This window comes from Saccharomonospora cyanea NA-134 (genome assembly GCF_000244975.1).
Lineage (GTDB): Bacteria > Actinomycetota > Actinomycetes > Mycobacteriales > Pseudonocardiaceae > Saccharomonospora > Saccharomonospora cyanea.
On record NZ_CM001440.1, the window covers coordinates 959,927 to 986,623 of the forward strand.

The window sequence follows — 26,697 nt, forward strand, 5'->3', positions numbered from 1 at the left end:
GCGCGACGCCGGTTGCGGTGACCGTTTGTCATCGCCGGAACGGGGTAGCCCAGCGGCATGGGCCCGGTGACGAAGGCACTTCGGCGAGCGCGGAGGACGCGCAGCCGATACGAGGGTTCGGCGTCACGACCGCTGGGTGGCTACGCGGGCGCGATGGCGGCGTACGCGGTCGGCACGGCGGCGTTGACGGTGCTGGGGCGTGCCAGGCGCGTGCGGTTGCCCGAGAGGGTGAGCGTCGCTGACACGGTGTTGCTGTCCGTGGCGACGCACAAGGCGAGCCGCCTGTTCGCGAAGGACGCCGTCACCAGCCCGCTGAGGGCGCCGTTCACCACCTACTCCGAGCCGGCGGGCGAGGCCGAGCTCAACGAGTCGGTGCGGGGACACGGGGTGCGGCACGCCGTGGGCGAGCTCGTGACGTGCCCCTTCTGCCTTTCGGTGTGGGTGGCGACCGCTCTGACGGCCGGTCTCGTCTTCGCACCGAGGATGACCCGGCTGGTGAACACCATGCTCACCGCTGTCGCGGTATCGGACCTGCTTCAGCTCGGCTACGACGGGAGCAAGCAGCTCCTGCACGCCGCCGGGGCGAAGGCCAACGACGACTGAGCGTCTTTTTTCGGGAGTACGCCATGCTGAGCCACTACGAACGGCGGAGGCTGGAACAGATACAGGAGTGGTTCGAGCGCGACGATCCGCACCTTGCCAGGGCGCTCGGTCAGGTCGGCGGTCCCGGCGGTTGGGCACGTTCCCGTACCCTGCGGTACACGATCGACGCCCTGGCGGTCTTCCTCGTCGTGCTGGGCGCGGCGACGCTCAACTTCGGGCTGATCTTCTTCGGGGCGGTGTGCCTCGCGGCGGCGGCGTGCCTGCATGTCACGCGGTGGAACGACACGCCGCCCCGGCACCGGCGTCTGGAGTAGGACGCGTCAGGAACTCCAGGTTCGGCCTGTGAGCCGCTCGTACACGTCGATGTAGCGCTGCCGCGTGGCCTCCACCACCTCGTCCGGGACGGCCGGTCCCGGCGGGGTCTTGTCCCAACCGGTCGAGGTGGCCCAGTCGCGCACGTACTGCTTGTCGAACGAGTACTGCGGCCGGCCGGGTTCCCACTCGTCGGCGGGCCAGAAGCGGGAGGAGTCGGAGGTCAGTACCTCGTCGGCGAGCGTGAGTTCGCCGTCGGCGTCCCAGCCGAACTCCAGTTTGGTGTCGGCCACGATGATGCCGCGCTCGGCCGCGTACTCGGCGCCTTCGCGATAGATGCGCAGTGTCAGTTCGCGCAGTCGTTCGGCGGTGTCGCGGCCCTCCTGCGCGACGACATCGTCGAACGTGATCGGCAGGTCGTGGCCGGAGTCGGCCTTGGTGGTGGGCGTGAAGATCGGTTCGGGCAGCTTGCTGCCCTCCACGAGGCCCGGGGGCAGCGGAACACCGCACACGGTGGACGAACGCTGGTACTCGGTCAGCCCCGAGCCGGTGAGGTAGCCCCGCGCCACGCACTCGACCTTGATCATGCTGAGTGGGCGGCAGCGCACGGCCCGGCCCGCGAACTCCGCGGGGACGTCGGTGGCCGAGACGAGGTGGTTGGGCACGAGGTCACCGAACCGCTCGAACCACCACACCGACAGTTGCGTGAGCAGGGCGCCCTTGTCGGGGATGGGAGTGGGCAGCGGAACGTCGTACACCGACACGCGGTCGGAGGCGACGAGCAACAACTCACCTCGGTCCTCGTACAGGTCGCGGACCTTGCCCGCATGCAGGTGTTTCACGGCCGCCATCGTAGTTGGCCCCCGGAACGGGGCCGCCAGGGCCGCACTCTGGGACTGTGCCGCAGATCACTTTACGCCATTGTGGACTGACGCGGAGTGGCGCGGCACGACGCGCCACTGTGGAATCACAGCCGCGTTTTTCCGCCTGTTTCAGGGAAAGTGCGCGTTTTCCGTGATCGTGACACAGCGCGTTCGTCCGGATACGTGAAGAGTTTCCGGCCAGTAGGATTTCCGATGTCGGGTCGGAGGACCGAAACCTCGGCGTGCGTGGCGCCGATGGATCTTGAGGAGGCGTGCTCGGAAGTGGCAATGCCCCAGGGAGCACTGAACCCGGACGGGGCGACCTTCGCGGTCGTGCCCAACATCGCCCGCATCAGGAACTTCTGGCTGAACGGTGACCGCCACGAGGCCGGCGACCGCGAGATGGCGCGGCGTATCGAACTGTGCTGTCCGCACATCCCCTACCTCGTCCGTGCGCAGCGTTCGCTCGTCCAGCGCCAGGTGCGTTACCTCGCGGAGCAGGGCGTGACCCAGTTCCTCGACCTCGGTTCGGGTCTGCCCGATCAGGGCTACGTGCACCACGTGGCGCAGGAAGTGGACCCCGCGTGCCGGGTGGTGTACGTGGACGCCGACGACTCGATCGCGGCCGACAGCGCGGAACTTCTCGAGGGCTCGGCGAACACGCGGTTCGTGGTGGCGGACTGCCGCGACGTCGCCGGTGTGCTGGACCACCGCGACGTGCGCGCGGTGCTCGACCCGGCCACGCCGTTCGCGGTGCTGATGACCGAACTGCTGCTGCACGTGCCCGACTCCGAGGACCCGGAGGGACTCGTGTCCTCGTGGGTGGCGGCCATGCCGCCGGGCAGTTACCTGGCCGTTTCCCACTTCGGGGAGGACGACCAGGTGCTCAAGGGTTTCCGGATCTTCGAAAGCCTGAGGTTCGGACGGTTCCCCGAGGTGAGCCTGCGTTCCCAGGAGCGGGTCGCGGAGTTCTTCACCGGCCTCGACATCGTCGAGCCGGGTGTGGTGCCCGCACCGTTGTGGCGTCCCGGCCCGGACGAGGAGACGGTGCGTAACCCGAACGAGGTGCGCATGTACGCGGGTGTCGGAAGGAAGAACTGACCTTCGGCGAGGTCACGCCGACAGCGCCACGCCGACGATCGCCAGGTCGGCCGCCAGCACCACCGGCATGACGGTCCTGCGCAGCCTCGTGGAACTCACCGGGGCCCCCGCCGAGACGCGGCGGCTCAGCACGACGGCCGATCCGGTGAACACCGCGTGTCCCGCCGCGCCCACGGCCACCGCGACCACTCCACCGGACCACCACAGTCCCCACCCGAGCACCGCGAGACCGGCCGACAGCAGCAGGCAGGCCACGTGGAGCGCACCGGCGGCACCGCGCCGCACACTCGTCGTTCGCTGGCCCGCCGCGGCATCGGCGTCGCGGTCGGGGACCGACCACCACACCACCCGTCCCGCGGCCAGCGCGGTCAGCCCGGTGAACACGAGAGCGGTCGACGCGGGCACGTCGGGACGCAGTGCGGCGTGCGTGAGCAGGCACGGCAGTGCGACGGCCCCGCAGGCGAACACCACGGCGCCCGCGAGCCCGCGTGACTTCAGGCGCGCAGGCTCGACGTTGTAGAGGACGTGGGCCGCGAGCGTGCCCACCGCGCCCAGCAGCACGATGAAGTGTCCGATATGGAGGGACACCGCGAGGGCGAGCAGCAGTCCCGCCACGGCTTCACCCGCGGCGAGCCGTAGCGCGCCCCGTCTGCCGAGCCGGTGTGCGGCAGAGGAGAGCCGGGAACGCTCGGCATGGCGGGAGTCGCTGTCGAGATCGGCGGCGGTGTTGAGCACCAGCCCCGCCTCCATGAGCAGTACGGCGGCGGTGACGGCGGCCAGCGCGGGCCAGGTCAGCACGTCCGCGGGCGCCGCCGCGGCGAAGCACACGCCCCACAGCGCCTGGCACAACGTGTTGAGCCAGAACGGGAACTCCAGCCGGTGCACGGCCGCGAGCTCCCGCACCGTCAGTCGCGGCATGCCGTGACCCGCATGCGAAGCCGGGACGACGGTGCCATCGCGTGGCCCCGCAGTTGCAACCTCCCCGCCGACGGGTTCACGAGACGCCACTCCCGTCGCCGCAACACCGTCGCGGTGATCAGACGCAGCTCCAGCATGGCGAGCTGGCTGCCGAGGCACCGCCTGCTGCCGCCGCCGAACGGCAGGTAGTGCGCCGGCGAGAACTTGTGGTCGAGGAACCTGGTGGGGTCGAACCTGAGCGGCCGGGCGAACGTGTCGTCCTGCCGGTGGGCGAGGTAGATGCTCGTCGTCAGGGTCGTTCCGGCGGGCAGCGTCCGGCCGAGAAGCCGGGCGGGACCGCGGAGGCGCCGGTTCTCGGCGACCGTCACCGGGGGCGCCAGTCGGAGTGCCTCGGAGATCACGGCGGTGAGCAGGGGCACCGCCGAGGCCGCGGGCGCGTCGTCGGTGGTCGCGTCGAGCTCGGCGAGGACGTCACGGCGCAACGACTCGTCGCGAGCCAGCCAGTACAGGGTCCACGCCGCGGCCGACGCCGTGGTCTCGTGCCCGGCGAACAACAACGACACGAGCTGATCTCGGAGGTCGTCCGAATCGCCGCCGCCGAGTCCGGCCAGCGGGCCCTCGGCGTCCAGCAACAGCGAGCCCAGCGTCGGGGGTTCGTGCCCTCGCCCCGAACGCGCCCACTCCACGAGCCGGGCATCCAGTTCCGGTCCGGACCGGGGCAGTCCGCCTCGCAGGAAGCGATGCGCCAGGGTGCGGGGCCGTGAGCCGAGTGCGTCGTCGATCCAGGTGGTGAAGTCGTCGAGGACCTCGCCGGTGCGGTCGTCCACGTCGCCGAGTACGAGCCGGGCGATGACCCGCAGGGCGACGTGCCTGGTCCAGTCGGCCAGCGCCACGGTCTGTCCCACGCGCAGCGCGTCCACCGCCTCGTGCACGGTGTCGGCTACCAGGGGCGTGTAGGCCGCCAGGCGACGGCCGCGCAACGGTGGGCCGAGCAACTTCCGGTAGGCGGCGTGCCGGGGTCCGTCGACCCACAGCAGTGAGTGGTCGCCGAACAGCGGTTTGAGGCTGCGGCTGCCCGGGTGATCGAGTTCGGGGTCCGAGCCGAACAGCCAGCCGATCGTCTCGGGCTCCCAGACGAGCAGCTTCGGCGGGTCGTCCGCCAGCCGGACGTGCCGCGCCGGGTCGGTGCGGTGGGCGTCCAGGAACGGCAGTGTCCGTAGCGCCATCCGCAACTCGGTGCGGTTCATGCCGATCCCGTCGGTACCGGCAGGTCGGAGTCGGCCAGCAGCGGTGCGGTGCGCGGATCGGTGTGCGCCGAGTGGAGGCTCGCCAGCATCTCCGTGCGGATGATGCGGGTGGGCGTGTAGACGTCCTTGTCGTGCCACAGTGGCGGGTGCTCCCGCTCGTCCGACCAGTGATCGCGCAGGTAGCGCGCCCCGCGTGCGGCGGCTCGTGCGACGGGTTCGCTGTCCGGCTCACCGGCCGTGAGAAGCGCCCGCACCGCGTACGCGGTCTCCTCGCGGGTGCCGAACCACCGGCCCCAGGTGCCGCCCTCGCGTTCGGAGGTGAGAACCCAGTCGACGGCGCGATCCAGGGCTTCCCGCGCTGCCGCACCGCCGTGGCGGGCGAGCGCGGCCACGCAGCAGACGGTGGCGTAGTAGGGGGAGGCGTGCCACTTGTCCGTCCAGTACCCGTCGGGATGCTGGTTCTCGACGAGCCACCGCACCACGGTGGCGAGGTCGTCGGTGCACCACCGCCTTTGTGCGTCGCTGAGGGGAGAGGTGTCCGGCGGCAGGGCGAGCAGCGTGCCCAGCGCCTGCACGACGTGGGCGTTGGCGCTGGTGGAGGGGGTGCGTTCCTCCGGGAAGCAGAAGAAGTGGTCGCCTCGGTGGAACTGTCGCAGGCAGTCCGGTGAGCGGGGGCTGCCGAGCAGGGCCAGGGCGTGCAACCCGACCGCCGTGTCGTCGACGTCGACGGGCAGACCGGGGCCTCCGGCCGCGCCGTCGTCGCCGAACGCGTCGTGCAGGCTCTGGACGAGCTCCCGCATCACCGGCTGCGGAGCCGTGAGCGGCACCCCGGCTTCGAGCAGCGTGCACAGCACCCACGATCGCTCGAACAGCGTCAGCGGCGCGGCGACGGGCACCCCGCCGTTCTCGTGCTGCACCGACAGCAGGTACGCCACACCGGGGTCTCGTCCTTCCCGCAGCACGTCGTCACCCAGCCACGCCGCCGTGGCCGCGGGGGAACATCCCACGAGGCGGCCGTCGACGGGTCGCACGGAGGCGGCGCCGCGAGCGGCCGGTCCGAACAGCTCCAGCGAGTGCCACAGCTTCTCGGGCAGCTCGTGCCCCTGTGCCAGCGCACCGCGTACGGCGTCGAGCAGGTCGGGCCGCGTGCCCGCGGGTTCGGGCAACGGCGCACGCCCGAGGCGGGCGAGGTGCGCGTTGATCTCGGAGAGCAACGCGGGCACGACGAGTTCCACGGCGACGGTGTCCGGCAACGAGTCGGCCTGCGCCAGCCGCTGGGACAGGGCCTCCACACCGCGGTCGGCCGCCTGCGCGACCGCAGGGCCGGCGCCCGGCCGTCGTCGTTCGACGAGCAGTGCCTCGGTGGCGCTCAGGGTGGTGACGACGTCGTACTCACCCGGACCGCCCCAGCGGCCGTCGCCCCGCTGCGTGCGCAACAGGAACTCCACCCGTTGCCGGTGGTGCGGCAGCGACGGCGCCAGGGTGACGAGTCGCCCGGTCTCGTAGACGCACGGTTCGTACTGCCCGTTCACGTCGGCGGCCATGTCGGTGAGCAGGGTTCGTACTGTCTCGGCCGTACGGTCCGACCAGGACACACGGGGTGTCATGCGGCACTCCTCGGCAGCCATTTCGGTTCGGTTGTTTCAAGATCGGGTAATCGACCGGGCACCGAACGTAGCACCGTTCCCCGGAGCGCGGAACGATCTTGGTCCGAACGGAGCAGCCGACCGCACTCACCGGCCGGAGGTCACGACCCGGAACTCCCCGCTCGTGCCGGTGAACTCCCGTACCACTCCGGACAGACTCCTGGCGTCCCCGTGGTATCGGACGCGGTAGGTGCCTTCCGGGGCGTCGGCGGGGACCTCCCAGGACACGGTCACCTCCGAAGCGGACACTCCTCGGCGCTTCCAGCGCAACATGGTCGACCAGTCCCCGTCGTCGGCGACCCGCTGCCATCCGCCTTCGACGAGTCGCTGCACCTCCAGGTACGTGCCACCCCGGTGCAGGTCGTTGCCGGGATGCGCGCCCGCGAAGACGGTCGTGACCCGCTCGCCGGGGAGGTACGCCGACCTCGGTTGAGCGAGCACGTCACCGAACTTCCCGCCCAGCGGAGGTGTGTCGAGCACGACGCCGGGTTGCAGGGTGAGCTGCCGGTCCGACAGATCCGGCGGCGCGGTGCCCGCAGGCGGTGTCTCACCGTCCCGCATCGCGGTGGCCAGGTCGTGGGCCGTCTGCCGGAAGGCGTCGAGCTCCCAGCGGCCGAACAGCGTCGAGCCGCCCTCGTAGTGCTGAGCGTCGTACTCCTCGGGTGTGGTGACGTAGTGGACGTAGCCGTTGCTGTATCCCGCGACGAGCACGTCGCGCACGTCCGCGCCCACCGCCTCGGCCACGGTCTGCCGTAACCGCAACCCCGCCGCGATCGTCACCTCGCCGGGGATGGCCACCAGGTACAGCGAGCCGATGCGAACGAGCTGCACCGGCACCGTCTCCGCCACCCACGGGTACAGCTCGTTCATCGCGCCGATCGGCACCGCCACGCCCTTGGGGGCCTGGCACTGCCTCAGCTCGGGCGAGACCTCGTAGAGGATCGTGTCCGACACCGCGTCGAGCAGCGGGTTGTCGCCCTCGGCGAACAACGGGAACGCCGGGCCGTCCTCGGCACTGCCCGCCGCCATGGCGGCGCCGACGGCCGGGTCGCAGGTGCGGTGCTCACGGCTGTCGGAGGTGAACTCCGGTCGCACGGTGACGTCGGAGAGGTCGATGTAGACCGTGGCGGCGTCGAGCCCACCGCGCAGGCGGGTGCCCGGATCGTCGAGCTGGCCCGCGGCGGCCTCGTACTGCCGCAGTCCGATCTCTCTCGTGCGGTGCCGGTCCTCCGGGGTGGACGGCGGTGTGAGGTCGAGGTTCGGGGACATGTCACCCGCGTTGGTCTGTGCGAACGCGGCCACGAACCCGGGCGTGGTGTCGTCGAGGTAGTCCACGCCCTCCACGCGGCGTTCCCAGTGGTAGGCGGCGTAGCCCTTGTTGTCCGAGCTGATGAGCCGGTTGTCGCCCGACATGCTCGTGTTGTGTGTCGGGAACCAGTTGATCGCCCCCACCGCTTCCCCCCGGCGTTCGATGCGCAGCAGAGTCGTCTGGGGATCGACGGCGTCGGGGAAGAACGCGCGCTCGGCCTCGGGGTTGCGGGCGAACGCCTCCTCCGACCGGTTGGCGCTCGCGCCGGTGAGGTGGGCGTGGGTGAGCCGTAGCGTCGACGGGGCGAGGTCGTCGTGTGCCCGGTGCACCGACTCGACGATGCCGTCGGCGATCGCGTCGAAGGTCTTCTCGTGGTAGCCGAGCGTGGTGAGGTTGTAGAGCAGGTGGTGCGAGTACCCGCCGGGCCCGGAGTGGGTGTGGGTGGCGGTGAGCAGCACGTTCTGCTCGGTGTAGAGGTCGCCGTAGTCGTCGGCGAGTCTGGCGAGCACCTCCTGGTGCACGCTGGAGAAGATCATCGGTGAGTCGACGACGACCAGCAGCACCCGCTCGTCGGTGGCCGCGTCGACGATGACGAAGGACCGTGCGCGCAGCCGGTTGTGGAGCCCTTCGGCCTGCTGGTCGAGGCGGCCGTAGCCCATCATGCCGACCTCGGCGATCTCGCCGGTCGCGTCGGCGATTCCCCGCCCGACGAGGTACTCCCGGCCGGGCGCGGTGACCTCGGCGGTCGCGGTGTCGGTGGGTTCCGGCTGTGCGTGCCCCGGTGCCGTCCCGGCGAGCGTGACCACGGCGAGCGCCATCGCGGTGCCGAGCGCGGTGAGTCTCGTGTGGCGCTTCCCGGAGGCGGTCATCGGTGCAGTACTTCCGTCGGCACGGTGTAGCCGCGGACCCGTTGCGGGTGGTCGCCGACGGGAATGCGGGCGACCTCGCGGGGGTTGTCGTACGACACCACCGAGATGTCGTCACTGTCGCTGTTGGACAGGAAGCAGTACCGCCCGTCCGGGGTGGTGGCGGCCCAGTAGGGCTTGTCACCGGTCGGCACGATCGCGTCCACGGTCAGCGCGGGCACCGACAGGATCGCGGCGTAGTCGGAGATGGTTCCCGCGTCGCAGATCTTGGTGTGGTCGTCGTTCATGGCGAGCCCGTGGTGCGCCGAGTCGAGCGGGTAGTCGCGTCGCTTCAGCTCCTTCGCCTCGTCCGAAAGCGGGAGGTGCACGGTGCGCGTGCGGCGTTCCTCTTCGAGGTCGTACTCGACGAAGCCGTTGTGGAACGACAGCTGCGCGTACATCGTGCGGTTGTCCGGCAGCACCACGAACGGCCGGATGCCCACGCCGAAGTCGATGACCTTCTCGACCTCCAGCGTCTCGGCGTCGATGATCGTGAGTTCCCGGTTGCCCTTGAGGCCGTCGAGGATCTCGGCGTCGGGTGCGATCACGTTGCCGATCGAGGCGTTGTAGATGGTGCCGCCGTCGGCGGAGAAGCGGTTCTCGTGGGGGAAGTCGCCGGTGGGGACATCGGCGACGATCTCGCCGGTGGCGGTGTCCACGACGTCGACCACGTCCGCGGTGGTGGCCGACACGAGCAGCCTGCTGCCGTCGGGGGACAACGCCATGTGATCGGAGCGGTAGCCGTGGACCCGGCGGTGCCAGAGCTGGTCCCCGCTGGCGATGTCGTACGCGGCGACGTCACCGAGGCTCGGCCGCGACACGTACATGGTGCGGCCGTCGGGCGACACCATGATGTCGTCGACGAGTTGGTCGTGGCCCTCGCCTGCCGTGTTGCGGACCACCGCCATGGCGATGCGCTGGTCGATCCGCATCTGCCAGACGCGTTCGTCGAAGTCCCCGACCACGTCGATGCGCTGGTACTTCTCGAACGTGCGCGCGTCGACGAGGTCGACCGTGCCGTCCCAGTTGTTGCCGACGAACATCACGTCGCTCATCGGCGTGGCGTGTGCCGTCGGGGGGAGTGTGAACACCAGAGCCGCCAGGGTTACCGAGGTGGCGGCAGCGCCCAGCCGCCGGAGTCGCTTCCGCATCGCGCCTACCTACTTCGTCGTAGATATGAATGAGATTCACGATTGTGGCGATCGGCGACGGGTGGCGCAAGAGGCGGAACGGGGGAGGCTCACACCCCCCAGTCGGGACGCAGCGGCATCGACGCCGCACCCGACGCCGACGGCTTCACACCCAGCACCTGGTGCAACTCGATGCGGCGGCGCTCGAAGGCGAGCCGGGACGCCGCCATGTAGAGCGCCCACACGCGCGCCCGCCGAACCCCGGCCTCGCTCACGGCCTCGGCCCAGTTCGCGTCGAGGTTCTCGCACCACGCCGCGAGCGTCCTCGCGTAGTGCTCGCGCAGGTTCTCCTCGTGCCGCACCTCGAAGCCGTTGTCCTGCATGGCCGACACGATGGTGCCCACACCCACCAGCTCACCGTCGGGGAAGACGTAGCGGTCGATGAACGGGCCGGTGCGATGCCGCTCCCGCGTGCTCGGGCGGGTGATGCAGTGGTTGAGCAGCCGTCCGCCCTCCCGCAGCCGGGCGGCCAGGAACCGGAAGTATCCCGGTAGGTTTCGCGCGCCCACGTGTTCAGTGAGGCCGATGGAGGACACGGCGTCGAACCCGGTCTCGGGGACGTCGCGGTAGTCGCCGTGCCGCACCTCGGCGCGGTCGGTCAGCCCGCGCCGCCGCAGCTCCTCCCGCGCCCACTCCGCCTGCTCGCGGGACAGCGTCACGCCCACGGCCCGCACCCCGTAGTGCTCGGCCGCGTGCGCCACCATGCCGCCCCAGCCGCAGCCGACGTCGAGCAGGCGCATGCCCGGCCGCAGCCCGAGCTTGCGGCACACGAGGTCGAACTTGTGGAACTGCGCCTGTTCGAGACCGGCCTCGGGGGTGGGGTAGCACGCGCAGGTGTAGGCCATCGACGGCCCCAGGACCAGTTCGTAGAACCGGTTCGACACGTCGTAGTGCCGCGTGATCGCCACGCTGTCGCGGCGCTTCGAGTGCCGCAGGCCCCCCAGTGCCCTCCTCACCCGGCCCGGTGCCTCCTCCGGCGGCAGCGGCACCCAGCGCAGATAGCGTGGGCCGAGGTCGCGCAGGAGCGCCCAGGCCTGGGCCGGGCCGAGACCGTCCATCACGCTCGTCAGCGCGCGCAGCACCTCGTACAGGTCTCCCGTGACGCCGAGCTCGCCGGTCACGTACGCGCGCGCGAGCCCGAGTTCGCCCGGTGCCGAGAGCAGGTAGGCCAGTGCCGTGGGCGAGCGCAATTCGAGGCGCAGAGGCGCGGACGCGTCACCCACGGCGCTCCCGTCGTACGCGGTGATGGCCACGGACGAATCGGCGGACAGCAGGTGTGCGAGCGCTGAGCACACCGTCGGGTGCGGTCGCCTCGGCGTCCGCACGGTCCGCTGTCCGTTACCCGTCGGCGGCGGTGCCGACGGCTCCCACGTGGTGTCGGGCGCCGCGTTACCCATCCGACTCACACTCCTCTCCTCGCGCTACTCGGCTCTGACGCACTTGGCGTAGAGGTCCAGCAGGCGGCCACGGGGGTCGTAGCGGCGCTTGAGCCGCTCGTAGGCCACGCCGCCGTAGAGGCTCCAGAACGTCCGCTCGTCGTAGAACGCCTCCGAGTACAGCGACTTGCGACCGCCGAGCTCGGTGACCTTCTCCTCGACCGACCGGTTGTGCACGCCACGGGGCGCGCCCTTCCGTGTCGGCACCGTGCCCCAGAACCCGAAGTTGACGTACAGCGTGTTCGGGTCGAGTTCGTAGAGCGGCCACTGCCGGTCGGGATGCCGCTGGCGCACCGGACAGATCCACACCGGACTGAGCGGGACGTCGCGGTGCAGGAAGTCGAGGAACTCCGCCGCGGCGTCGACCGGCACCTCGACGTCCTGCACCACGGCCTCGCGCCGCGGCCTGCCCAGCAGCCGGTTCACGCGGTTGGAGAGGTCGTACCGGCGATCGAACGCCACGACCTTCCAGTACACGTCCGAACGCAGTCGCTGCGGGCCGAGCAGCAGGCGCACCGGACGGTTCTGCACGCCCAACGCGCGTGAGCACCAGAACCAGTCGGTGTCCCACCGCCAGAGGTAGTCCCGCGTGTGCAGGTAGTCGATGTCGTGCTCGCGGACGGACCGGTAGTAGATGTCCAGCCACGTGTAGTCGCTGAGCCGGGGCGCCTCGTCGGTGAACGTGCCCAGGGTCAGGTACAGCTCGTCCGAGCCGAACACCGTGCCGTCGACGAAGTCCGCCGCACCCTCCGCGCAGACCCTGGCCAGCTCGGCGAAGTAGGTGCTGGGATCGGTGTGTCGCACGTGCCGCAGCCGCACGTAGGGTCGCACCGGCTCCAGCTCGATGCGCAGCCGCAGCGCGTACCCGAGCGTGCCGTACGAGTTGGGGAAGCCGAAGAACAGTTCGGAGTGCTCGCCATCCGGCCGGGCGATCACCACCTCGCCGTCACCGGTGAGGATCTCCGCCTCCAGCACCGACTCGTGCGGCATGCCGTTGCGGAACGACGAGGACTCGATGCCGAGCCCCGTCACGGCCCCGCCGACGGTGATGGTCTTGAGTTGCGGCACCACCAGCGGCATCAGCCCGTGCGGCAGGGTCGCGTCCACCAGTCGCTCGTAGGTGACCATGCCCTCCACGTCGGCCGTGCGGGCCACCGGGTCGACGTCGAGGACGTGTGTCAGCTCCGAGACGTCCAGCCCGGCCGAGGTCCGGCTCCGGGAGCGGAAGAGGTTCGAGGTCCGCTTGGCCAGCCGCACGGGGAGATCCGGGGGTTGGGCGGCGAGTCGGGCCCGCAACGCCGCCACGCGTTCGGCGTGGCCGGGTGCGGCAGTGGGCGAGGTGGCCGGGGACGCGCCCGGCTCCGGGTACGACGCCGACCGGTTGTCCTGCACCATGGACTCAAGAATCGCCCCTGGTCGCGGGCACTGCCAGGTGAGCGGACGGCATTCACCCCGTGCTGTCGCCGGTTGGCCCTTCCGGGTGCTGCTCACCGAGTTCGGCGAGGTGTTGCCGGAGCCGTGCGATCTCTTTCCGCGCCTCCTCCAGCTCGCGTTCCAGTCGCAGGATGCGCTGTGCCGACGCGAGGTTGTGGCCCTCGTCGAACAACTCCCGCAGCCGGTTCGCGAGGCCGAGCTGGTGGCGGGAGTATCGGCGGTGGCCACCGCTCGACCGCTGCGGCGTGACGACGCCCGCGTTGTCGAGGCTGCGCAGGAACGGCTGTTCCACTCCCAGCAGCTCGGCGGCCTGGCCTGTGCTGAAGGCGGGGTAGTGCTCGTCGTCGAGCTTCCGCAGGTTCATCGCGGCACGCTCCCAGCAACGTACTTCGGGACCATCCCACCTAGTTTAACTAGGGCCGTCGGTTGACCCAATCTTCATTGATCGATATAAGTTTTATGGGTTCAGTTGGCAGGTAACCAGAAGCACTCGATAGAAAAGTGGGTGACACTGTCGTGACTGTTCTGAACTCTCCGGCGGTTTCCGAGCTCGACGACGCGGCTCGGGCCGTGGAACGGGCGGGTGAGGGATTGCAACGAGCCTGCACGACGCTTGCCCGGCGTGGCGACGACGTCCGCGCCCTTCGCGCGGCCGTCCGCAGTGCCGCGCGGCTCACGCGGGCCCTCGCCACGGCCGTGGACGGCATCGTCGACCACGTCCCCCGGTCGGTGGTGCGGGCGGAGACGGCCGACGATCTGGTCGCCGACCTCAAGGCTCTGCGCAACTGTCTCGCCACGGGCGCGGCCGTGGCGGACCCGGCGCTCGACGACCTGCGCGACCTCACCCTGTCCGACCCCGAAGGTGAGTTCGCGCGGAGCTACCAGGAGTGGGCCGCCGCCAGCACGTCCGCCGGGTCGTAACGCCGCCGTGCCGCCGTCAGCGCCGACCACGCGTCACCGAAGTGGCACTGCCGGTCGACCGAGCCCCTCGGCAGCGCGCTTCCGGGATAGACCGTGCCGCCCGCGGCGACGACGCGCTCGTACAGTGCCGCGTTGCGTTCCAGCTCGCGGGCCAGCCCGATCGGGTCGCGTGGATCGGCGACGGTCAGCAGGCCGAGCAACCACACGGGAGTGTCCGTGGGCTCGGCCCGAGGTAACCGCAACAGCGGCGTGGCGATCCGGTCGGCCCGCAGCGGGTAGAGCAGCACGGTGTCCGACGCACCGGGTTCCAGCCCGGCCAGTGCGTGGGCGACGACGTCGGTGACCGCGTCGTCGGGCAGGAACACCGTGAGCCACGGATGCGGGCGGAACCACTCGCCGCTGTCGCGCAGCGAGACCTCGCCGTCGGCCATCCGGTCGCAGAACCCGCCGTAGGAGTACTCGGCCGTCTCGGTGAGCGAGGCGTCGAACGACAACCCGTCCAGCAGCGTGGTTTCATCCACTTCGGACGGTAGGAGGAAGTACGACGTGGTGTCCACGCGGTAGAGCCACTCGCCCGCGACGTCCAGCAGCGCGCGGCCTTCGACGTGGTCGAACCGCTCCTCGGCCACCACGGTGCGCTGGTCGGCCACGAACGTCGCGAGGTCGCGGTAGTACAGCTTACGCCGACGGGCGCGCTGTGCCGCGCCACCGAGGGCGACCGTCGCGCGCGTGATCACGCCGCACCACCCCGACCCCGCCCTCACCGCGTCGAAGAGTTCGGGTTCCCGCTCAGGCGAGCAGCGCACGACCTCCCCGCTGCCGGTCACCACCTCCAGTTCGGTGACCGTGTCCGTCTGGGCCCCGTGCCGGTGGCTCGCTCCGCCGACGCCACCGACCGACAGGGTGCCGCCCACGGAGAGGCCGAGGTAGTCGGGAAGGACCTTCGGCGTGAGACCTCGGGCGAGTGCCGACTCGGTGACCCGGCGCCACGACGCCCCCGCGTCGGCCACCACTTCCGCGCCCACGCCGGGGTGTACGCGGGCCATGCCCGTGAGGTCCAGCACGAGACCGCCTTCCGTGAGGCTCTGCCCGAAGCACGAGTGACCGGAGCCGCGGGGCACCACGGGTGTTCCGGTGTCGGACGCGAAGGAGAGCACCGCGGCGACGTCGGCCGTGGAGGACGGCCGCACCACCGCACCGGGGCGTAGACGCACCAGCCCGCCCCAGTCGCGGGCGAACCGGGAAAGCGTCGCCTCGTCGTCGGTGACGGTGCAGGTGGAGTCGGCCGAGGCCGGCAGGAACGCGGACAGGTGGGCGGCGAGCGACACGGCGTGACTGTAGCGGCCCGGCCGGGCCGGAACGCTCGTCCCGCTCCCCGACGCCTGCGACGCGTCCGGGGCACGGGCTCAATCACACGGAAGCAGGCTGAGGACTCGGTGCGTCCTGACCGATTTTCACCGGACGGGAAGGCAGTGCGGTGTGTTTTCCGTCTCTTTTCCGGGTATATCCCGCAAGATCATCCAGCGTTCGCGAGAGGAGCGAGTGATGCGCGACATCGACCCCACCCAGACCGAGGCTGTCGAGCCGGGCGACACCGTGGCCGCCGGAGTGTCCGCAGCGAGTGGAGTCGTCGTCACCACCTCGTTCGACGATGACGACGACCTGGAGCCCACCATCGTACGGGGTCGTGAGTAGGGGATCCCGCCTGCGCTCACCGGCGCGAAGCCCGCGTACCGGTCCGTGACCGTCGATGCCATGCCGACCGCGGCCGAGATGACGGACCAGGTCAGACCCGACGATCGACCGGGGCGCCTCCCCGCACCGGGCGGGGACGACCATGCCGGTGTGGTCAGCGGAGGCTGCCGACGGCGCGGACCCTCCACACCAACAGTCCGGTCACAAGGAAGGAAGCTCCGGCGAGCCACAACACGACTTCGAGCGTGAGGGCGTCGACGATCACGCCGCCGGCCAGTGCGCCGAGGCCGATCGCCAGGTTGAACACGGACACCCACAGGCTGGACGCTGCCTCGACGGCCTGTGGTGCCGCCCTGATCATCCAGGTTTGCAGGCTCACGGACACGCCGCCGTACGCCAGTCCCCATGCGATCAACAGAGCGATCCCGCCCGCTGCGGAGGAGCCCACCGCGGGAAAGAGCAGCAGCACCGCTGCCAGGGCGCCGACGATCACCAGCACCGTCCGGCGGAGTTGTCGTGCCAGGGTCGCGCCCGCGAGGAAGTTGCCCGCCATGCCCGCCAGGCCGAATCCGAACAACAGCGGTCCCACAAGGTCGTCACTGACACCGGACAGCTGTTGGAGTATCGGGCGCACGAAGGTGTAAGCGACGAAGTGGCCCGTCACGATCAGGAGGGTCGCGAGGATACCGATGCGCACGGCCCGGTTGCGGAACTGGTCGACCAGGTCCCGAGGTCCGACCGGACGAGACGCGGCCAACGGTGGCAGCATTCCGAGCAGGGCGATCAGTACGACCAGGGCGAGACCGCTGAGCGTGGCGAAGGCGACGCGCCATCCGGTGAGATCACCGAGAACCGTGCCGATCGGCACGCCGAAGACGTTCGCGGCCCCGACACCGCCGAAGATGATGGCGGTGGCGCGTGGTACCCGGTCGGCGCTCACCAGGCGGACAGCCAGCCCACCGGCGACGGCCCAGAAGCCACCGATCGCCACCCCGACGAGGGCCCGCGAGGCGATGAGTACGCCGAAGTTCGGCGCGAGGCCGGAGACCACGTTGGCCAGGGTCATCAGACCCATCAGCCCGACGAGTAACCACCGCCGGTCCATCCGGCCGACAAGAACCGGTACCACCGGAGCGGCCAGCCCGGCGACGACGCTGGTCACGGTCACCATCAAGCCGGCCGTGCCCGCGGACACCGACAGTGCCGACTCCACGCGGGTCAGCAGTCCGACAGGTAGTTGCTCGGCGGTCACCAGCAGGAACGTTCCGAACGACACGACGACGACCGCGAGCCAGCGGTCGGTTCGACGTGTCCGGGGCTGGATCGCAGGGTCTGCGGTCGTCACCGTTCGATCTCCCTCACAGATATGGGAGCGATCGCTCCCGTATGCTGTGAAACTAGTATGGGAGCGATCGTTCCGCAATCTTGGTACGCTGTGGGGCATGCCACGACCCCGTGAGTTCGACGAGCACGAGGTGGTGGCCCGGGCGGCACGCCTTTTCCGCCGCTACGGCTACCACGCCACCTCGACCCGTGATCTCGGCGGCGAGCTCGGGCTCACGCCCAGCAGTCTCTACCGCACGTTCGGCGACAAGCACACGTTGTTCCTCCGCGCGCTCGACCACTACCGCGCGACGGATTCGGCGGAGGCGGGAGTGCGCCTGAACAGCGACGGCCCGTGTCGCGACGTACTGCGGGCGTGGTTGCTGTGGTTGGTTTCGGGCGACGAGGAGTACCCCGACCTGGGCTGCTTCGTGGTCAACACGACGACCGAGCTCGGTACGGCGGACCCTGAGGTGCGGCGGCGGACCGAGGCCGCGTTCGAGGCCACCCGCGAGGCCATCGCAGCCGTGCTGCGTCGCGGTTGCCGAGACGGTGAACTCTCCGCCGATCTCGATGTCGACGCGGCCGTGGAACTGTTGTTCACCACCGTCCTCGGACTACGTGTTCGCGAACGCGCCGGTCACGACCCCGCGCGACTGGCCCGCACCATTGACTCCGCGATCCGGGCACTCGGTCCGGAACCGCACCGGGACGGCGCACCGAACCCCGAAGGCTGACGAGCACGGGAGACAGCCGCCCGTGGGAGGCGGGCGAACACGACGACGGCCCACCCGGTACCGGCCTTGCCAGGGCCGGCCCGTGGTGAGCCGTCGAGGTGGGTTCCGCGGGGACGCCGCGGGCCGTCAGGACTCGGGCGCCTCGTCGAAGGGCGGAGCCGTGTGGTCGTCGTCGGCGGGCGGTTCCGGGTCGCGCCACTCCTCGGCACGGCTCGGACGATTGGCTTTCAGCATGCCCTGCATCTCGGCCTTCAGCTCCTCGTCCTCGCGGGGACTGTGCGTGTCGCTCTCCCGATGCATGTGCGCCTCCCTTCGTCGTCCCCGCCTACCCGTGGCCCGCCCGCGTGAAACGCCGGGTTGACGATCGCCCGCCCGGGTATCCGGGGACGGTCCGCAGACGATCCGCGAGGAGGGACCGGGAGACAGATCATGACCGCGCAGAACCCCGACCCCGACCCGCGGAACACGCCCGGGCTGGAACCCGGGGGTGGAGTGAGCCCCGGCGACACGCCGCCGGACTCGGGGCAGACGTCCGGGCTTTCCCACCGGGAACCGCGGCCGAGCCGCAAGATGTCCGTGGCGTGGCTCGTCACCATCATCGTGGTCGTGGCGCTCATCGCGGGGTTCTTCCTCACCTACCTGATCGTCTACCTGACCGGTGACTGATTCGCGGCCGAACGGGAGGTCCGTGTGCCGAAACGCATTCTGATCGTCGGAGGCGGCTATGTCGGCCTCTACACCGCACTGCGGCTCCAGCGGGGACTGCGGCCGGGCGAGGCCGAGGTGACGGTCGTCAACCCCGAGAACTACATGGTGTACCGGCCGTTGTTGCCCGAGGTGGCCTCCGGAACCCTCGAACCGAGGCACGCGGTGGTGCCGCTGCGTGCGGTGCTACGGAAGACCCGGTTCATCTCCGGCGCGTTGACCGGCCTGGACACCGCCAGGGCGACCGCCACGGTGCAGCCCATGGCGGGACCCTCGCTGGAGCTGGAGTACGACGAACTCGTGCTCGCGCTGGGCGCGACGTCGCGGCTGCTGCCCGTGCCGGGGCTGGCCGAGCGCGGCATCGGCTTCAACTCGCTGGCGGAGGCCGCCCACCTGCGCGACCACGTCCTGAGGCAGCTCGAGATCGCCGCCGCGACCACCGACCCCGAGGTGCGGCGCAGTGCGTTGACCTTCGTGTTCGTCGGTGGCGGGTACACCGGTGTGGAGGCCGTCGCGGAGTTGCAGGACATGGCCGTCGACGTGCTGGAGGGCTACCCCGAGGTCGACCGGTCGGAGATGCGCTGGATCCTGGTCGAGGCGATGGACCGCATCCTCGGCACCGTCAGCGCCGACCTCGCCGAACTCGCCACCACCGAGCTCACCGCCCGCGGCATCGACATCCGCACCGGAACGTTGCTCGAATCGGCCGAGAACGGGGTGCTGCAACTGTCCGACGGCACGAAACTGTCGTCCGACACGCTGGTGTGGGTCGCCGGGACGCGGCCGCAGACGATCATCGGTGAGCTCGGCCTTCCCGTCGACGACCGCGGCAGGCTCGTCGTCGACGACACCATGCGGGTCCACGGCCAGCCCAACATCTGGTCCGCGGGCGACTGCGCGGCCGTGCCCGACCCGGAGAAGGGCGGAACCTGCCCGCCCACCGCGCAGCACGCGGTGCGGCAGGCGCAACAGCTCGGGGAGAACCTGCTGCTGACGTTGCGGGGCCACGCCGTGAAGCCGTTCCGGTACAACAGCCGGGGCGAGTTCGTCACTCTCGGCAAGAACAAGGCCGTGGGCGAGGTGCTCGGCCACAAGGTGGACGGCACCCTGGCGTGGACACTGCGGAGGGCGTACTACGCCACGCAGATCCCGACGTGGAACCGCACGGTGCGCGTGCTCGGCGACTGGGTCGTCGGCATGCCGTTCGGCCACGACGTCGTGAACTTCGGCTCCCGCGAGGAACCGCGCGGCGCCTTCAAGGAAGCCGCGGCCGAGAAGAAGTAACCGTGTCCGCAGCCTGCGCACGCGTGTCCGCACCTTACGCACGCGTGTCCGCAGGCTGCGTACGCGTGTCCGTACTTCCTGTACGCGGTGCCCTCCCCGGACAACGGCGGGGAGCCATGCTTGACTGACCGCCATGCGGATCCAGCGCCCCGCGCCGCCCCGCCGGGGCGGTGAGCGGGAGACCCTGCGCACGTTCCTGGACCACCACCGCGCCACGCTGGCGTGGAAGTGCGAGGGCCTGACCGACGAGCAACTGCGCCGTCGTTCGATGCCGCCGTCGAGGCTGTCGCTGCTCGGGCTCGTGCGGCACCTGGCCGAGGTGGAACGGGCGTGGTTCCGCCGGGTGATCAACGCCGAGGACGTGCCGCTGGTGTGGTCGGCCGAAGGGGACTACCAGGTGGCGTACGACGCGAGCACGGCGACGCGGGCGGAGGCGTTCGCGGCGTGGGAGACGGAGGTCGAGCACTCCCGCCGCATCGAGCGCGAGGCGGCGTCCCTCGACGTCACCGGGTACGACCCCCGGTCGGGCGAGCAGGTGTCGCTACGGCTCGTGATGTTGCACCTGATCCACGAGTACGCGCGGCACAACGGGCACGCCGACTTCCTGCGTGAGGGAGTCGACGGCACCGTCGGGGTGTGACGACGACATCGTGTCCGCACCCTGCGTACGGGTGTTCGCGACGTGCGATGCGGACACGCGTACACCGAGTGCGGACACGGTGCGAGCGTTTACTCCACCGGGTGTCAGGAAACCCACGGCAGCGTGAAGAACATCTTTGTGCTCGCGCTGGACGACGAGAACACGCGCACGCTGTACTCCGTTCCAGGCGCCGACGACTACCGGTTCCACCAGTTGCTCACCGTGGAGGAGACCCAGGTCGGTGAGATCGACGTCGACGCGCTGCTCGACAAGGCGGTGTCCGAACTGGACTCCTTCGACGGGTCGATCGACGCCATCGTGTCGTACTGGGACTTTCCTTCCTCCACGCTCCGTGCTCTGCTGTGCGAACGCTACGGGCTTCCAGGGCCATCCCTGGAGTCGGTGGTGAAGTGCGAGCACAAGTACTGGTCTCGCCTCGAACAGCAGAAGTCGATCGACGAGTATCCGCACTTCGGCATCGTGGACCTGGACGAACGCCGGCCCCGCCCGCCCGAGGGCGTGCGCTACCCGATGTGGTTGAAACCGGTCAAGTCGTACTCGTCCGAGCTCGCGTTCCTGGCCCGCGACGACGCCGAGTTCGACCAGGCCGTCGCGCAGATCCGCGAGGGCATCGGCCGTATCGGCAAGGCCTTCGACAGCGTCCTCGGCCGTCTGGACCTGCCGCAGGAGATCCGTGAGGTGGGCGGGCAGGCATGCCTGGCGGAGGAAGCCCTCTCCGGGGTGCAGTGCGCCACCGAGGGCTACGTCTACAACGGCGAGGTGGTCGTGTACGGCGTGCTCGACTCGATCGACTACCCCGGCCGGTCGTCGTTCCTGCGGCACCAGTACCCGTCGCAGCTGCCCGAAGCGTCACAACGCAAACTGCGCGACGTCTCGAAGCGGGTGATCAGCCAGGTCGGTATGGACAACTCGACGTTCAGCATCGAGTTCTTCTGCGACCCGTCGTGCGACGACGTGGCGTTGCTGGAGATCAACCCGCGGCACTCGCAGTCGCACGCCGAGATGTTCGAGTGCGTCGACGGGATCGCGAACCACCACGCCATGGTGCAGCTCGGTCTCGGCCGCGACCCCGAGCTGCCGTCCGGCGAAGGTCCGTACAACATCGCCGCGAAGTGGTACTACCGGCGGTTCTCCGACGCGTTGGTGTCCTCGGTGCCGAGTACCGAGGACATCGATCGCCTCCGCGAGGAGCTCGGCGGTATCGAGGTGGACGTCGTGCCGAAGGCCGGCGAGCGCCTGTCCGACCTGCCGGGCCAGGACAGCTACAGCTACGAACTCGCCCACATCTTCGTCGGTGCCCGCGACGAGACCGACCTGGTGCGGAAGTACGAGCGCTGCGTCGAGGCGTTGCCGTTCGAGTTCGACGAGGACTAGAAGCCGGACAAGGAGGCTGCCAACGTGCTGCGCGAGGTCGACTCGCTGCCCTACGACGTCACCGTCGACGAACACGTCTGGATCACCGTCTCGGACGGGACGAGGCTGGCCGCGAAGATCTGGCGGCCCGTGCCGTCCGACCGCGAGCCCGTGCCGGGACTGCTGGAGTACATCCCGTACCGCAAGCGTGATCTCACGGCCATCCGTGACTCGATCCACCACCCGTACCTGGCCGGGCACGGCTACGCCTGCGTGCGTGTCGACATGCGGGGCACCGGGGAGTCGGAGGGCGTGCTCACCGACGAGTACCTGGAGGAGGAGCAGCGTGACGCGGAGGACGTGCTCGCGTGGCTGGCGGAGCAGCCGTGGTGCACCGGTGAACTCGGGATGTTCGGCATCTCGTGGGGTGGGTTCGCGGCGTTGCAGGTGGCGGCCCGCAAGCCGCCGAACCTGAAGGCCATCGCCATCTCGTCGTTCACCGACGACCGCTACGCCGACGACTTCCACTACATGGGCGGCTGCATGCTGTCGGACAACCTCGCGGAGTCCGGCACGATGTTCGCCTACAGCACACTGCCTCCGGACCCGGCGTTGGTGGGCGAGCGGTGGCGCGACATGTGGCGCGAGCGGGTCGAGGCAGCCGGCCCGTGGGTGGACACGTGGTTGCACCACCAGCGCCGCGACACGTACTGGATCCACGCGTCGGTCAACGAGAGCTACGCCGACGTGCAGTGCCCGGTGCTGGCCACCAGCGGGTGGGCCGACGGCTACTCGAACGCCGTGGCCCGGCTGCTGGCCCACGTGGACGTCCCGCGCAAGGGCCTGATCGGCCCGTGGTCGCACAAGTACCCGCACCTCGGCGAGCCGGGGCCCGCGATCGGCTACCTCCAGGAGCTCGTGCGGTGGTGGGACCACTGGCTGAAGGGTGTGGACAACGGTGTGCTCGACGGCCCGATGCTGGTGACGTGGATGCAGGACAGTGTGCCGCCGTCGACGTCCTACCACCAACGACCCGGGCGTTGGGTGGGCGAGGTGGAATGGCCGTCGCCGAACGTGCGGCCGGTCGTCTTCCCGCTCGCCCGGCACCGGTTGGGCGCGCCCGGCGAGTCCGTGGCCGGTGTGGAGCTGACGGTGCAGTCGCCGTTGTCGGTGGGGCAGTTCGCGGGGAAGTGGGCGTCCTACAACGCGCCGCCCGACCTGCCGTACGACCAGCGGGAGGAGGACGGTGGCTCGCTGGTGTTCGAGACGGAGCCGCTGGCCGAGGATCTGGAGATCCTGGGAACGCCTCGCGTGACGCTGGACGTCGCCGCCGACCGTCCGGTGGCCATGGTGGCCGTGCGGCTGTCCGACGTGCTGCCGGACGGCAGGGCGACGCGGGTGACCTACGGCCTGCTCAACCTGACCCACCGCGACGGGCACGAACAGCCCGAGCCTCTCGTGCCCGGTGAGCGCTACCGGGTCGCGGTGGACTTCAACACCGTCGCGCAGCGGTTCCCGGCGGGACACCGGATCCGCCTTTCCGTGTCGTCGTCGTACTGGCCGCTGGCCTGGCCGCCCCCCGAACCCGTGAGGTTGTCGGTGCGGACCGGCTCGAGCGAGCTGATGCTGCCGGTACGCGAGGCGGGGCACGAGGAACCGGTGATCGAGTTCGGCGAGCCGGAAGGGGCGCGGCCGATCGAGACCACGCAGGTGCGTCCTGGCAGGCACGCGTGGACCGTGTCGCGTGACCTCGTGCGGTACGAGTCGGCGCTCGACATCGTGAAGGACGCCGGAACCATCGCGTTCACGGACCACGGTCTCGAGGTCACCCGGTGTGCGAACGAAAGGTACAGCTGGGTGGCCGACGACTTCGAGACGGTGGGCGGGGTGACGGAATGGACCATGGGCTTCTCCAGGGGGGACTGGGAGGCCACCACGGTCACGCGGCAGGAACTCACGTGCACGCGCACCGAGTTCCACCTGCACGCCAGGCTCGACGCCTACGAGGGGAGCGAGCGCGTCATGTCCCGCAACTGGCGGCGCACCATCCCGCGCGACTGTGTCTGACGCGGTCCGACGTGCGGGACGGTGCGCGAGGTGCGAACACGCGCGCATGAGGTGCGGACACGAGGCACCCCGGTTCGGGTCGGGTCACTCGGGCAGGACGAGTTTGACGATCTGGGCGCTGGCCTCGCCTCGCGGCGTTCGATAGGTGACAGTGTCGCCTTCCGACCTGCCCACGAGCGCGTGGCCCAACGGGCTGTCGGCCGTCAACGAGGACGTGTCGTCGTCCTCGGCCTCGTCGGCGAAACCGACCACCGTCATGTCCTCGGTACTGCCGTCGTCGAAGCGCAGTGTGACCCGGGTCCCGGAGGGCAGCCCGGTCTCCTGCTCGGCGGCCGGACCGCCGTACAGCAGGTCGGTGACCTCGCTGATGCGCCGGTCCAGCCGCGAGACCACTTCCGCGCGTTCCAGTAGGTCGGCCTGGTCGGCGCTGTCACCGAGCGGGTCCTCACCGAGCTTCGGTGCCAAGGACTCACGCTGCTGGCGAAGCGTCTGGAGCTCGCGTTCCAGACGCGCGCGGGTAGCCGGGCTCAAGCCTGGGGTCGACGTCATTGCCCCATTGTCGTGCCAGGCCGCCCGGCTCGCCACGCGCCGATCTCAGATCCGGTAACCGGCCTTCCGCAGCGCGTCGGCCATCGCACCACCGGCGGGCTGCCGGTCGTCGCGTTTGCGACCCTGTCTGCCCTGGCCCTGCTTGTTCTGCCCCTGCCTGCCCTGCCCCTGCCTGCCCTGCCCCTGCCGCCCGTCGCCCTGGCGGCCCGACCTGCGCCCGTCCTGGCTCGGACCGGGGTCGTCGTCGAGCCGCAGCGTGAGCGAGATGCGCTTGCGCGCCACGTCGACGTCGAGGACCTTGACCTTCACCACGTCACCGGGCTTGACGACGTCGCGCGGGTCGGAGACGTACTGGCGCGACATGGCGGACACGTGCACGAGCCCGTCCTGGTGGACGCCGATGTCGACGAACGCGCCGAACGCCGCCACGTTGGTGACCACGCCTTCCAACCGCATCCCCGGCTTGAGGTCGGCCATGGTGTCGACGCCCTCGGCGAAGGTGGCCGTCTTGAACTCCGGTCGGGGGTCGCGGCCGGGCTTCTCCAGCTCGGAGATGATGTCGGTGACCGTCGGCAACCCGAACTTCTCGTCGACGAACGTCTCCGGCTTCAGCGACCTCAGCGTGCGGGTGGCCCCGATGAGTTCCCGGATGCCGAGCCGGGCGTGGTCGAGGATGCGCCGCACCACCGGGTACGACTCGGGGTGTACGGCGGAGGCGTCGAGCGGATCGTCGCCGTCCGGGATGCGGAGGAAGCCCGCGCACTGCTCGAACGCCTTCGGTCCGAGCCTGGCCACGTCCTTGAGCGCCGTCCGGGTGCGGAAGGGGCCGTTGGCGTCGCGGTGGGCGACGATGTTCTCGGCCAGCCCCGTACCGATGCCGGACACGCGGGCGAGCAGGGGAGCGGACGCGGTGTTGAGGTCGACCCCCACCGCGTTCACGCAGTCCTCCACCACGGCGTCGAGGGATCGCGACAGCTTCGACTCGGCCACGTCGTGCTGGTACTGCCCGACCCCGATCGACTTCGGGTCGATCTTCACCAGTTCGGCCAGCGGGTCCTGGAGGCGGCGGGCGATCGACACGGCGCCGCGCAGCGACACGTCGAGCTCGGGCAGCTCCTGCGCCGCGTAGGCGGACGCCGAGTACACCGACGCGCCCGCCTCCGACACCACGACCTTGGTGGCGCCGAGGTCGGGGTGCCGTTTGAGAAGTTCGCCCGCGAGCTTGTCGGTCTCCCGCGACGCGGTGCCGTTGCCGATGGCGATCAGCTCGACGCCGTGTGCGCGGACCAGACGTTCCAGGGTGGCCAGTGCCTCGTCCCAGCGCGCCTGCGGCTTGTGCGGATAGACGGTGTCGGTGGCGACGACCTTGCCCGTGCCGTCGACGACGGCCACCTTCACACCGGTGCGGTAACCCGGGTCGAGTCCCATGGTCGGCCGGGTCCCGGCCGGTGCGGCGAGCAGCAGGTCGCGCAGGTTGGCGGCGAACACGCGGACGGCCTCGTCCTCGGCCGCCTGTCGCAGGCGCATGCGCAGGTCGATGCCGAGGTGCAGCAGGATCTTGGTGCGCCACGCCCAGCGCACCGTGTCGAGCAGCCAGCGGTCGGCCGGGCGGCCCGCGTCGGAGATGCCGTGGCGCTCGGCGATACGAGTCTCGTAGTGATCGGCCTCGCCGCCGGGTTCGGTGGGTTCGACGGTGAGGTCGAGGGCCTCCTCCTTCTCGCCGCGGAACAGCGCGAGGATGCGGTGTGACGGCAGCTTCGCGAGCGGCTCGGCGAAGTCGAAGTAGTCGGCGAACTTGGCGCCGTCGGTCTCCTTGCCCTCGCGGACCTTCGAGGTGAGCCATCCCCTCGACCACATGGTCTCGCGGAGTTCGCCGATGAGGTCGGCGTCCTCGGCGAACCGCTCCACGAGGATGGCCCGTGCACCGGCGAGCGCGGCGGCGGTGTCGGCGACACCCGTGTCGGCGTTCACGAAGGCCTCGGCAGCGGCCGTGGGGTCCTGCGTGGGGTCGGACAGCAGGCCGTCCGCCAGCGGTTCGAGGCCGGCCTCCTTGGCGATCTGGGCCTTCGTGCGCCGCTTGGGCTTGTAGGGCAGGTAGATGTCCTCGAGGCGGGCCTTCTCCTCGGCGGCCCTGATCCGGGCTTCGAGTTCCTCGGTGAGCTTGCCCTGGGAGCGGATGGATTCGAGGATCACCGTGCGCCGCTCCTCGAGTTCGCGCAGGTACCGCAGGCGTTCCTCGAGGGTGCGTAGCTGGGTGTCGTCGAGGCCGCCGGTCACCTCCTTGCGGTAACGCGCGATGAACGGCACCGTCGAGCCGTCGTCCAGCAGGGCCACGGCGGCGTGGACCTGCGCGGGGCGGACGCCGAGCTCGCCGGCGATCTTGTCATGAAGGGACGTCCTGTCAGCCACGACACCGAATTGTGCCCGCTGGGCTTCGC

General features: G+C 70.2%; 25 protein-coding genes. 11 read left to right on the forward strand and 14 right to left on the reverse strand.

Annotated features, from left to right (window positions below):
- Window positions 1–57 precede the first annotated feature (57 nt).
- Together SACCYDRAFT_RS04710 and SACCYDRAFT_RS04715 are read left to right on the forward strand one after the other, a co-directional pair.
- Window positions 58–603: a DUF1360 domain-containing protein gene (locus SACCYDRAFT_RS04710; RefSeq protein WP_043536156.1), complete on the forward strand. Its 546-nt coding sequence runs from the start codon at window positions 58–60 to the stop codon at window positions 601–603.
- Window positions 604–626: 23 nt separating this feature from the next.
- Window positions 627–917 (forward strand): DUF3040 domain-containing protein, encoded by a 291-nt coding sequence (locus tag SACCYDRAFT_RS04715; RefSeq protein WP_005454073.1) that lies wholly within the window; start codon window positions 627–629, stop codon window positions 915–917.
- Window positions 918–923: 6 nt separating this feature from the next.
- Here the strand turns inward: SACCYDRAFT_RS04715 and SACCYDRAFT_RS04720 are convergent, their stop codons facing one another.
- Window positions 924–1,766, reverse strand: a complete 843-nt coding sequence (locus SACCYDRAFT_RS04720; protein ID WP_005454075.1) for a phosphoribosylaminoimidazolesuccinocarboxamide synthase — start codon at window positions 1,764–1,766, stop codon at window positions 924–926.
- A 300-nt stretch (window positions 1,767–2,066) separates the two neighbouring features.
- On the opposite strand from SACCYDRAFT_RS04720, the gene SACCYDRAFT_RS04725 reads away from it, so the two are divergent.
- On the forward strand, window positions 2,067–2,879 hold the full coding sequence (locus tag SACCYDRAFT_RS04725) for an SAM-dependent methyltransferase (protein ID WP_043536158.1): 813 nt from the start codon (window positions 2,067–2,069) through the stop codon (window positions 2,877–2,879).
- Window positions 2,880–2,891: 12 nt separating this feature from the next.
- Here SACCYDRAFT_RS04725 and SACCYDRAFT_RS04730 read toward each other — a convergent pair whose 3' ends face one another.
- From SACCYDRAFT_RS04730 to SACCYDRAFT_RS04765, 8 genes are all read right to left on the reverse strand, one after another.
- Window positions 2,892–3,797, reverse strand: a complete 906-nt coding sequence (locus tag SACCYDRAFT_RS04730) for a UbiA family prenyltransferase (RefSeq protein ID WP_005454079.1) — start codon at window positions 3,795–3,797, stop codon at window positions 2,892–2,894.
- Complete coding sequence (locus SACCYDRAFT_RS04735; protein WP_005454081.1) at window positions 3,785–5,044, reverse strand: cytochrome P450; 1,260 nt, start codon at window positions 5,042–5,044, stop codon at window positions 3,785–3,787. The genes SACCYDRAFT_RS04730 and SACCYDRAFT_RS04735 overlap by 13 nt, the downstream gene beginning before the upstream one ends.
- Window positions 5,041–6,651 carry a prenyltransferase/squalene oxidase repeat-containing protein gene (locus SACCYDRAFT_RS04740; protein ID WP_005454083.1) on the reverse strand — a complete coding sequence of 537 codons (1,611 nt, stop codon included), beginning with the start codon at window positions 6,649–6,651 and terminating at the stop codon, window positions 5,041–5,043. The genes SACCYDRAFT_RS04735 and SACCYDRAFT_RS04740 overlap by 4 nt, the downstream gene beginning before the upstream one ends.
- A gap of 126 nt (window positions 6,652–6,777) precedes the next feature.
- Window positions 6,778–8,868, reverse strand: coding sequence for a neutral/alkaline ceramidase (locus SACCYDRAFT_RS04745; protein WP_005454085.1), 2,091 nt, complete (start codon window positions 8,866–8,868; stop codon window positions 6,778–6,780).
- Window positions 8,865–10,055 carry a YncE family protein gene (locus SACCYDRAFT_RS04750; RefSeq protein ID WP_005454087.1) on the reverse strand — a complete coding sequence of 397 codons (1,191 nt, stop codon included), beginning with the start codon at window positions 10,053–10,055 and terminating at the stop codon, window positions 8,865–8,867. Before SACCYDRAFT_RS04750 ends, SACCYDRAFT_RS04745 begins: the two co-directional genes overlap by 4 nt.
- 89 nt (window positions 10,056–10,144) lie before the next feature.
- The gene (locus tag SACCYDRAFT_RS04755; protein WP_005454089.1) at window positions 10,145–11,491 is read right to left on the reverse strand and encodes an SAM-dependent methyltransferase; all 1,347 of its coding nucleotides are present in this window, start codon (window positions 11,489–11,491) and stop codon (window positions 10,145–10,147) included.
- A 24-nt stretch (window positions 11,492–11,515) separates the two neighbouring features.
- On the reverse strand, window positions 11,516–12,925 hold the full coding sequence (locus SACCYDRAFT_RS04760) for an FAD-binding protein (protein WP_005454091.1): 1,410 nt from the start codon (window positions 12,923–12,925) through the stop codon (window positions 11,516–11,518).
- Between the two features lie 52 nt (window positions 12,926–12,977).
- Window positions 12,978–13,328, reverse strand: coding sequence for a MerR family transcriptional regulator (locus SACCYDRAFT_RS04765; protein WP_005454092.1), 351 nt, complete (start codon window positions 13,326–13,328; stop codon window positions 12,978–12,980).
- Between the two features lie 152 nt (window positions 13,329–13,480).
- Between SACCYDRAFT_RS04765 and SACCYDRAFT_RS04770 the strand changes: the two genes are divergently transcribed.
- Window positions 13,481–13,885, forward strand: a complete 405-nt coding sequence (locus SACCYDRAFT_RS04770) for a hypothetical protein (protein ID WP_198284972.1) — start codon at window positions 13,481–13,483, stop codon at window positions 13,883–13,885.
- On the opposite strand, the gene SACCYDRAFT_RS04775 is transcribed toward SACCYDRAFT_RS04770, so the two are convergent.
- Entirely contained in the window at window positions 13,843–15,213 is a 1,371-nt protein-coding gene (locus tag SACCYDRAFT_RS04775; protein ID WP_005454096.1) for an FAD-binding protein, read from the reverse strand. The two genes, SACCYDRAFT_RS04770 and SACCYDRAFT_RS04775, sit on opposite strands and share 43 nt — an antisense overlap.
- A 217-nt stretch (window positions 15,214–15,430) precedes the next feature.
- Between SACCYDRAFT_RS04775 and SACCYDRAFT_RS26570 the strand changes: the two genes are divergently transcribed.
- The gene (locus SACCYDRAFT_RS26570) at window positions 15,431–15,580 is read left to right on the forward strand and encodes a hypothetical protein (RefSeq protein WP_005454098.1); all 150 of its coding nucleotides are present in this window, start codon (window positions 15,431–15,433) and stop codon (window positions 15,578–15,580) included.
- 154 nt (window positions 15,581–15,734) lie between these two features.
- Here SACCYDRAFT_RS26570 and SACCYDRAFT_RS04780 read toward each other — a convergent pair whose 3' ends face one another.
- Complete coding sequence (locus SACCYDRAFT_RS04780; protein ID WP_005454100.1) at window positions 15,735–16,925, reverse strand: MFS transporter; 1,191 nt, start codon at window positions 16,923–16,925, stop codon at window positions 15,735–15,737.
- A gap of 97 nt (window positions 16,926–17,022) precedes the next feature.
- Here SACCYDRAFT_RS04780 and SACCYDRAFT_RS04785 point away from each other — a divergent pair, with 97 nt between their 5' ends.
- Window positions 17,023–17,640, forward strand: a complete 618-nt coding sequence (locus SACCYDRAFT_RS04785) for a TetR/AcrR family transcriptional regulator (protein ID WP_005454102.1) — start codon at window positions 17,023–17,025, stop codon at window positions 17,638–17,640.
- 126 nt (window positions 17,641–17,766) lie between these two features.
- On the opposite strand, the gene SACCYDRAFT_RS26575 is transcribed toward SACCYDRAFT_RS04785, so the two are convergent.
- The gene (locus tag SACCYDRAFT_RS26575; RefSeq protein WP_005454104.1) at window positions 17,767–17,940 is read right to left on the reverse strand and encodes a hypothetical protein; all 174 of its coding nucleotides are present in this window, start codon (window positions 17,938–17,940) and stop codon (window positions 17,767–17,769) included.
- A gap of 129 nt (window positions 17,941–18,069) precedes the next feature.
- Here SACCYDRAFT_RS26575 and SACCYDRAFT_RS04790 point away from each other — a divergent pair, with 129 nt between their 5' ends.
- The 5 genes from SACCYDRAFT_RS04790 to SACCYDRAFT_RS04810 all read left to right on the forward strand — a co-directional run bounded on the left by SACCYDRAFT_RS04790 (window position 18,070) and on the right by SACCYDRAFT_RS04810 (window position 23,710).
- Window positions 18,070–18,306, forward strand: a complete 237-nt coding sequence (locus tag SACCYDRAFT_RS04790; RefSeq protein WP_005454105.1) for a DUF6480 family protein — start codon at window positions 18,070–18,072, stop codon at window positions 18,304–18,306.
- Between the two features lie 24 nt (window positions 18,307–18,330).
- The gene (locus tag SACCYDRAFT_RS04795; RefSeq protein ID WP_005454107.1) at window positions 18,331–19,629 is read left to right on the forward strand and encodes an NAD(P)/FAD-dependent oxidoreductase; all 1,299 of its coding nucleotides are present in this window, start codon (window positions 18,331–18,333) and stop codon (window positions 19,627–19,629) included.
- A 133-nt stretch (window positions 19,630–19,762) separates the two neighbouring features.
- Window positions 19,763–20,269: a DinB family protein gene (locus tag SACCYDRAFT_RS04800; RefSeq protein ID WP_005454109.1), complete on the forward strand. Its 507-nt coding sequence runs from the start codon at window positions 19,763–19,765 to the stop codon at window positions 20,267–20,269.
- Window positions 20,270–20,392: 123 nt separating this feature from the next.
- Window positions 20,393–21,664 (forward strand): ATP-grasp domain-containing protein, encoded by a 1,272-nt coding sequence (locus SACCYDRAFT_RS04805; RefSeq protein ID WP_005454111.1) that lies wholly within the window; start codon window positions 20,393–20,395, stop codon window positions 21,662–21,664.
- Window positions 21,665–21,691: 27 nt separating this feature from the next.
- Window positions 21,692–23,710: a CocE/NonD family hydrolase gene (locus SACCYDRAFT_RS04810; RefSeq protein ID WP_043537062.1), complete on the forward strand. Its 2,019-nt coding sequence runs from the start codon at window positions 21,692–21,694 to the stop codon at window positions 23,708–23,710.
- Between the two features lie 84 nt (window positions 23,711–23,794).
- Here SACCYDRAFT_RS04810 and SACCYDRAFT_RS04815 read toward each other — a convergent pair whose 3' ends face one another.
- On the reverse strand, window positions 23,795–24,259 hold the full coding sequence (locus tag SACCYDRAFT_RS04815; RefSeq protein ID WP_043536161.1) for a GreA/GreB family elongation factor: 465 nt from the start codon (window positions 24,257–24,259) through the stop codon (window positions 23,795–23,797).
- A gap of 45 nt (window positions 24,260–24,304) precedes the next feature.
- Window positions 24,305–26,668 carry a Tex family protein gene (locus SACCYDRAFT_RS04820; protein ID WP_005454117.1) on the reverse strand — a complete coding sequence of 788 codons (2,364 nt, stop codon included), beginning with the start codon at window positions 26,666–26,668 and terminating at the stop codon, window positions 24,305–24,307.
- Window positions 26,669–26,697 lie beyond the last annotated feature (29 nt).

Coding starts and splice junctions, on each gene's coding strand:
- SACCYDRAFT_RS04750 (WP_005454087.1), bottom strand. CDS start 10,055: ATGCGGAAGCGACTCCGGCGGCTGGGCGCTGCCGCCACCTCGGTAACC.
- SACCYDRAFT_RS04745 (WP_005454085.1), bottom strand. CDS start 8,868: ATGACCGCCTCCGGGAAGCGCCACACGAGACTCACCGCGCTCGGCACC.
- SACCYDRAFT_RS26575 (WP_005454104.1), bottom strand. CDS start 17,940: ATGCATCGGGAGAGCGACACGCACAGTCCCCGCGAGGACGAGGAGCTG.
- SACCYDRAFT_RS04710 (WP_043536156.1), top strand. CDS start 58: ATGGGCCCGGTGACGAAGGCACTTCGGCGAGCGCGGAGGACGCGCAGC.
- SACCYDRAFT_RS04790 (WP_005454105.1), top strand. CDS start 18,070: ATGACCGCGCAGAACCCCGACCCCGACCCGCGGAACACGCCCGGGCTG.
- SACCYDRAFT_RS26570 (WP_005454098.1), top strand. CDS start 15,431: ATGCGCGACATCGACCCCACCCAGACCGAGGCTGTCGAGCCGGGCGAC.
- SACCYDRAFT_RS04735 (WP_005454081.1), bottom strand. CDS start 5,044: ATGAACCGCACCGAGTTGCGGATGGCGCTACGGACACTGCCGTTCCTG.
- SACCYDRAFT_RS04760 (WP_005454091.1), bottom strand. CDS start 12,925: ATGGTGCAGGACAACCGGTCGGCGTCGTACCCGGAGCCGGGCGCGTCC.
- SACCYDRAFT_RS04720 (WP_005454075.1), bottom strand. CDS start 1,766: ATGGCGGCCGTGAAACACCTGCATGCGGGCAAGGTCCGCGACCTGTAC.
- SACCYDRAFT_RS04755 (WP_005454089.1), bottom strand. CDS start 11,491: ATGGGTAACGCGGCGCCCGACACCACGTGGGAGCCGTCGGCACCGCCG.
- SACCYDRAFT_RS04715 (WP_005454073.1), top strand. CDS start 627: ATGCTGAGCCACTACGAACGGCGGAGGCTGGAACAGATACAGGAGTGG.
- SACCYDRAFT_RS04800 (WP_005454109.1), top strand. CDS start 19,763: ATGCGGATCCAGCGCCCCGCGCCGCCCCGCCGGGGCGGTGAGCGGGAG.
- SACCYDRAFT_RS04815 (WP_043536161.1), bottom strand. CDS start 24,259: ATGACGTCGACCCCAGGCTTGAGCCCGGCTACCCGCGCGCGTCTGGAA.
- SACCYDRAFT_RS04785 (WP_005454102.1), top strand. CDS start 17,023: ATGCCACGACCCCGTGAGTTCGACGAGCACGAGGTGGTGGCCCGGGCG.
- SACCYDRAFT_RS04730 (WP_005454079.1), bottom strand. CDS start 3,797: ATGCCGCGACTGACGGTGCGGGAGCTCGCGGCCGTGCACCGGCTGGAG.
- SACCYDRAFT_RS04740 (WP_005454083.1), bottom strand. CDS start 6,651: ATGACACCCCGTGTGTCCTGGTCGGACCGTACGGCCGAGACAGTACGA.
- SACCYDRAFT_RS04725 (WP_043536158.1), top strand. CDS start 2,067: ATGCCCCAGGGAGCACTGAACCCGGACGGGGCGACCTTCGCGGTCGTG.
- SACCYDRAFT_RS04765 (WP_005454092.1), bottom strand. CDS start 13,328: ATGAACCTGCGGAAGCTCGACGACGAGCACTACCCCGCCTTCAGCACA.